The organism is uncultured Amnibacterium sp. (assembly GCF_964244015.1).
In the GTDB taxonomy this organism is placed as follows: Bacteria; Actinomycetota; Actinomycetes; order Actinomycetales; family Microbacteriaceae; genus Amnibacterium.
In genome coordinates this window covers 1-4,676 of record NZ_CAXTHO010000162.1, presented here as the reverse complement: position 1 = coordinate 4,676, position 4,676 = coordinate 1, and the positions used below count along the sequence as shown (strand labels likewise).

Genomic DNA, 4,676 nt, shown 5'->3' with positions numbered 1-4,676 from the left:
TCCGCGACCGCCTTCTTCGCGGCGGCGCCGTAGAGGCGGTCCGCGGTCGCGACCGTCAGCTGCGCGAACTGCGGGAAGGTGGCGGTCGGCTGCAGCTGGCCGCCGGTCAGTGCGGCGTACCAGACGTGCCCCGCCTGCTCCCACGCGTTGCCGCCGAGGTGGACCGCTGCCAGGTAGAAGGCGTGATTCGGGATGCCCGAGTTCGTGTGGACGCCGCCGTTGTCGCTCGTCGTGCGGAGGTAGTCGCGGATGTGCGCGGGCTGCGGGTCCTTGCCGCCCAGCCGGGCGTCGTCGTACGCGGTACCCGGCGCCTTCATCGAGCGCAGGGCAACTCCCTGCACGTCGGCCGCGAGCAGGCCCGCACCGATCAGCCAGTCCGCCTCCTCCGCGCTCTGGCCGAGCGAGTACTGCTTCACGAGCGAGCCGAACACGTCCGAGATCGACTCGTTCAGCGCCCCCGACTGGTTCTTGTAGGCGAGGTCGGCGGTCGCGCCGGTGACGCCGTGGGTCAGCTCGTGGCCGATCACGTCGAGCGAGATCGTGAACCGGTTGAACAGGACGCCGTCCCCGTCGCCGAAGACCATCTGCTCGCCGTCCCAGTACGCGTTGTCGTACTGCTGCGAGAAGTGCACCGTGCCGGAGAGGGCCAGCCCGCCGTCGTCGATCGAGTTCCGCCCGTACACGTCTGCATAGAGCCTCCATGTGTCGCCGAGGCCGTCGTACGCCTCGTCGACGGCGATGTCGGCGCTCGCGGCGTCGCCCTCGCTGCGCACCAGCTCGCCGGGCAGCGTCTCCTCGCCCAGGGCGTCGTGGATCAGGCGCCGGAGGCGAGGGGCGACGGCGACGGCGGTGCGCTCGGCGTTCCGGATCGCCCGGTCGCCGAGCAGCCGGTTGACCGCGAAGGTCTTGTCGAAGCCGAGGGTCGCGATCGCGGCGTCGCGCACGACGGGGTCCTCGTGCCGCGCGAGCGCCTGCAGGATGTACGGCGGGACCAGGGAGCAGTGCATGCCCCATTCTGGGCAGCTCCCACCCGGAACGCCGTCAGGATGGGCGCATGGTCTCGGTGCAACGTCACGTCGCGGTCCTGCGCTCGGCGTTGCAGACGGACGAGGCCGAGCAGCTCTGGATCCGGGCGGAACGCGCCGAGCAGCGGCACTCGGGCGCGCTGATGCTCACCGACCGGCGCCTCCTGTTCTGCGGCCTCGGGTTCATCACTCAGTCGCAGGAGGCGTGGCCGCTCACCGTCGTGTCCGATGTCGGCATCGGCCCCGATGGCCTCGAGCTGCGGGTGCTCGGCGCGACCGAGCGGTTCACCGGGAAGGCGAAGGACCTGCAGCGACTCGCCGACGCGCTGCCGTCGACGACGGGTGAGGGGAGCGCCTCCATCGCGGACGAGCTGGAACGCCTCGTGCGCCTCCGGGACGGCGGAGCGCTCACCCCCGCGGAGTTCGAGGGGGCGAAGCGGCGGCTGCTGGAGTAGGCGCGAGGAGGAGAGGGTTCCGGAGTGGTCTCGAGGCTCGCTGCGCTCGCACCTCGACCAGCGGGTCGGGGGCGAGGAGGCGGGGGCGGAGACGAGACGGAGGTCAGCCCAGCGCGGGGACGAGGCGTCGGAGACGCCGGGTGATCCGCACATGGAGGGGGACCGGCACCAGCGGTGCGGAGGCGCGGACGCGCAGGATCAGCCCGTCGTCCTGCGAGAAGCGGAGGGTGCGGGTCCCGGCCCGGCGGAAGGTCTGCTCGAGCGGCAGCTCGCCCACCACCTGCACCGGCCGGCGGCGCCGCGAGCGGTGCTCTCCGGCGAGCGCGACGACGCGCCACCTCCCGGTCGCGAGCGGCTCCTCGCCCGGCGCGAGCACGGCGACGGTCACGGCGTCGGCATGGGTGACCGCGAGCGGGCGGCGGACCTTGGTGCGCACGTGCTGCAGCTCCACACCGACGTCGACGAAGGTCGCGACCTGCTCCAGGACCGCGCGCTCGTCGTCGACGACGGGCAGGGATGCGGCCGCAGTCAGCGTCGAATGCAGCTCGATCCGCGCCGTGCCGTTCGCCTCCACCTGCGCCGAGCGGACCTCGCTGGTGACCTGCAGCGACGACTCCCAGGCGGCCAGCGCGGCGACGTCGTCGTCCTCGCCGCCGATCGCGAGCATGGCGAGCGCGTGGTCGATCGGCTTCAGGTGCGCCAGCTCGGCGGGCGGGTACCGGTCGATCAGCAGCTGCCGCACCTCGTGCGTCAGCTCGGGGCAGTGCAGCTTCGCGTAGGCGTCGCCCCGGAGCCGGGACAGCGCCTCGGCCCGCAGCCACCTGCTGCGCATCGCGCGGCGGACCTCCGGATCGCGCGCCTCCTCGTCGACGCGGTCGAGGCACGCGCGGACGCTGGCGAAGTACGCCGGCCAGTCGGGCCGCTGCTGCGAGATGTGCGCGCGCCCCGGCCGGTACGCGAGGGTGTAGCAGGGGTAGTCGGCGTAGGTGCTCACGCGCTCCGCCCGCAGGTAGGCGGTCGTCACGAAGAGGTGGTCCTCGAGGCGGAAGTGGCCCTCCCTGAAGCGGATTCCCGCGGTCCGGAGGAACTCCCTGCGGAAGAGCTTCTGCGGCGCGAGGGACGACATGATCAGCGCCGGCTCGTGCTGCGCGTCGACGACCGTGCGGGTGATCGCCGGCACGCCCCGGTTGCGGCCGACGGTCCTCGGCACCACGACATCGGCGTGGTTCGCATCGGCGAACGCGGTCAGCCGCTGCAGCGCCTCCGGCCCGAGCGTGTCGTCGTCGTCGCTGAAGAAGACGTAGTCGCCCTTCGCCGCGTCCAGCCCGACGTTGCGCGGGCGGCCCGGCCAGCCCGACGGCTTCTCGCGGAGGAGCCGCATGTTCGCGTCCTCCGCGATCAGGGAGTCGACGAGATCCGCGGTGTCGTCGGAGGAGCCGTCGTCCACGAACACGGCCTCCCACGCGTCGGCCGGAAGGGTCTGGGCGCGGAGGGAATCGATCAGCGCCTCGATCGCTTCGCCGGTATTGAACACGGGGACCACCACGGAGACCTTCATCGGACGGCTGACCTCCTGATCACGGACCGCCGGCTGCACCGTCGTCGGGCCCCTGTTCGGGGGCGGCTCAGAGTGTTCGCACGATCGCCGTGTGACGGCAGCATTCCGTCCGGCGTGGCAGATCCCGGTCAGGCCGATTTCATGGACGGGTGCCGAGAGGGACTTTTCCGCCCGCGACGGCGAGGCGCGCCTGAGAAGATCCTCGGAAACCTACGCTCACGGCCATGACCACCTCCATGGTTCGGACGCCGCTCATGACGCCTGCGAGCACGCCCGCGGCGCCCAGCCGCCCGGCCCTCGACATCGCCCCCGCGGCCGCTGTCGCGCCCCTCGGCACGGAGCCGATCCGGCCGTCGCTGGTGCTGGTGCTGGCGGGCCTCCGCCGCAGGGCCTCGCGCAGCGCCCGGGCAGAGTCCGCGGAGAGCGACGCGATCGTCGCCCTCGTGGCGGAGCGGGCGCAGTCGCGTGCCGACGCGCGGCATCGCCACGACGAGGGCGGCGCGGACGACGACGGCGGCTGGGGCTAGCAGCCCGGCAGCAGCCAGCTCTTCACGGTCGCGGCCGTCTGGTACGCGTACTGGTAGGGCCAGCCGCCGGAGGGCCCCTCGGTGTCCGACACCATCGAGAGCGTGCCGCTGAAGCAGCGGCGGACGATCGAGCGGGCCCTGGCGATGTGCGCCGGCATGGTCGTGACGACGGCGCTCGTCCAGCCGCGCTCGACGGCGTAGCGCCGCAGCATCCGCGCCTCACCGCGCGTGGTCCGCGGGTCCGGGTCGGCGCAGATCACGTCGGGCCGTGCGCAGAGCGCCGCGATCTCGGGCGGGATGGAGTCGTACGGCACCGACACCAGCGCGGCGCCGACCGTGCCGTCGGTAAGGAGGCGCTCCGCCACGGCGACCCGCTGCGGCAGCGGAGGACCGAGCACGAGCAGCACGTCCGCGTGCTCCGGCATCGCGTCGACCGCGGGGGACACGAAGAACACCAGCCCCAGCAGCCCCCAGACCACGAGCCCGCCGAGCGCGGCGACGCCGATCCGCCGCACGACGCGACGAGTGCGCTGTCCGATCGTCACGGCCCTCCAGGCGCAGGCGGCGACCAGGAGCGCGGACGCGGTGCGCAGCAGCACGCCCGACGCCGATCAGGGTACCGCGGTGCTCGGCGCGAGGGGTCCGGCTCTGCGTCAAGCCGGCATGGCGGGTCAGCTGTTGCGGGCCCGGATGATCGGGATCGCCCCGGTCACGGCCTTCAGGGTGCGGACGCTGATGACCGGGATCGCTCCGGTGGCGGCCTGCACGGCACGCCCGAACGCGGTCCTCGCCGGCCGGCGGACGCGGGTCCTCGGGCGGCGCTGCTCCGCGACCTTCACCACGCGGCCCATCACGAGCGCGATCAGCGCCGCGAGCACCACCCAGCCGGCCACGATCCCGACGACGAGCGCGATCCACATGCGTCATCTCTATCGGACCACGACCCCCGTCCGGGGGTGCGACACGGCGCCCGTCCGGCATCGGCGGCGTGTCCGGCGACCGGACCAGCACGACGCCCGTGCCGGGCACCAGCAGCGCGGACGCGAGCAGCGCGGGGGATCCGGGCAGGAGCGCACCGCACCGGATCTGCTGGTTGACTGTCGTCCCGACG

The 4,676-nt window shown here is 73.2% G+C and carries 5 protein-coding genes and 1 pseudogene (1 of these 6 running past the window's edge); 2 read left to right on the top strand and 4 right to left on the bottom strand.

Annotated features, from left to right (window positions below; all coding sequences use genetic code 11):
* Window positions 1-1,007: pseudogene (locus ACFE67_RS13880) on the bottom strand (protealysin inhibitor emfourin) (it extends 268 nt beyond the left edge of the window).
* Between the two features lie 47 nt (window positions 1,008-1,054).
* On the opposite strand from ACFE67_RS13880, the gene ACFE67_RS13875 reads away from it, so the two are divergent.
* Window positions 1,055-1,480 (top strand): SHOCT domain-containing protein, encoded by a 426-nt coding sequence (locus ACFE67_RS13875; protein ID WP_375407466.1) that lies wholly within the window; start codon window positions 1,055-1,057, stop codon window positions 1,478-1,480.
* Window positions 1,481-1,583: 103 nt separating this feature from the next.
* On the opposite strand, the gene ACFE67_RS13870 is transcribed toward ACFE67_RS13875, so the two are convergent.
* Window positions 1,584-3,038 (bottom strand): glycosyltransferase, encoded by a 1,455-nt coding sequence (locus tag ACFE67_RS13870; RefSeq protein ID WP_375407465.1) that lies wholly within the window; start codon window positions 3,036-3,038, stop codon window positions 1,584-1,586.
* Between the two features lie 224 nt (window positions 3,039-3,262).
* On the opposite strand from ACFE67_RS13870, the gene ACFE67_RS13865 reads away from it, so the two are divergent.
* Entirely contained in the window at window positions 3,263-3,565 is a 303-nt protein-coding gene (locus ACFE67_RS13865; protein ID WP_375407464.1) for a hypothetical protein, read from the top strand.
* Here ACFE67_RS13865 and ACFE67_RS13860 read toward each other — a convergent pair.
* Together ACFE67_RS13860 and ACFE67_RS13855 are read right to left on the bottom strand one after the other, a co-directional pair.
* Window positions 3,562-4,164: a YdcF family protein gene (locus ACFE67_RS13860; RefSeq protein WP_375407463.1), complete on the bottom strand. Its 603-nt coding sequence runs from the start codon at window positions 4,162-4,164 to the stop codon at window positions 3,562-3,564. The genes ACFE67_RS13865 and ACFE67_RS13860 overlap by 4 nt on opposite strands.
* A 72-nt stretch (window positions 4,165-4,236) precedes the next feature.
* A complete protein-coding gene (locus tag ACFE67_RS13855; RefSeq protein WP_375407462.1) occupies window positions 4,237-4,485 on the bottom strand; it encodes a hypothetical protein in 249 nt (82 codons plus the stop codon).
* Window positions 4,486-4,676: the final 191 nt, after the last annotated feature.

What these genes read in the sequence shown, in the direction of transcription:
- ACFE67_RS13875 (WP_375407466.1), top strand. Translation starts at nt 1,055, where the DNA reads ATGGTCTCGGTGCAACGTCACGTCGCGGTCCTGCGCTCGGCGTTGCAG.
- ACFE67_RS13870 (WP_375407465.1), bottom strand. Translation starts at nt 3,038, where the DNA reads ATGAAGGTCTCCGTGGTGGTCCCCGTGTTCAATACCGGCGAAGCGATC.
- ACFE67_RS13865 (WP_375407464.1), top strand. Translation starts at nt 3,263, where the DNA reads ATGACCACCTCCATGGTTCGGACGCCGCTCATGACGCCTGCGAGCACG.
- ACFE67_RS13855 (WP_375407462.1), bottom strand. Translation starts at nt 4,485, where the DNA reads ATGTGGATCGCGCTCGTCGTCGGGATCGTGGCCGGCTGGGTGGTGCTC.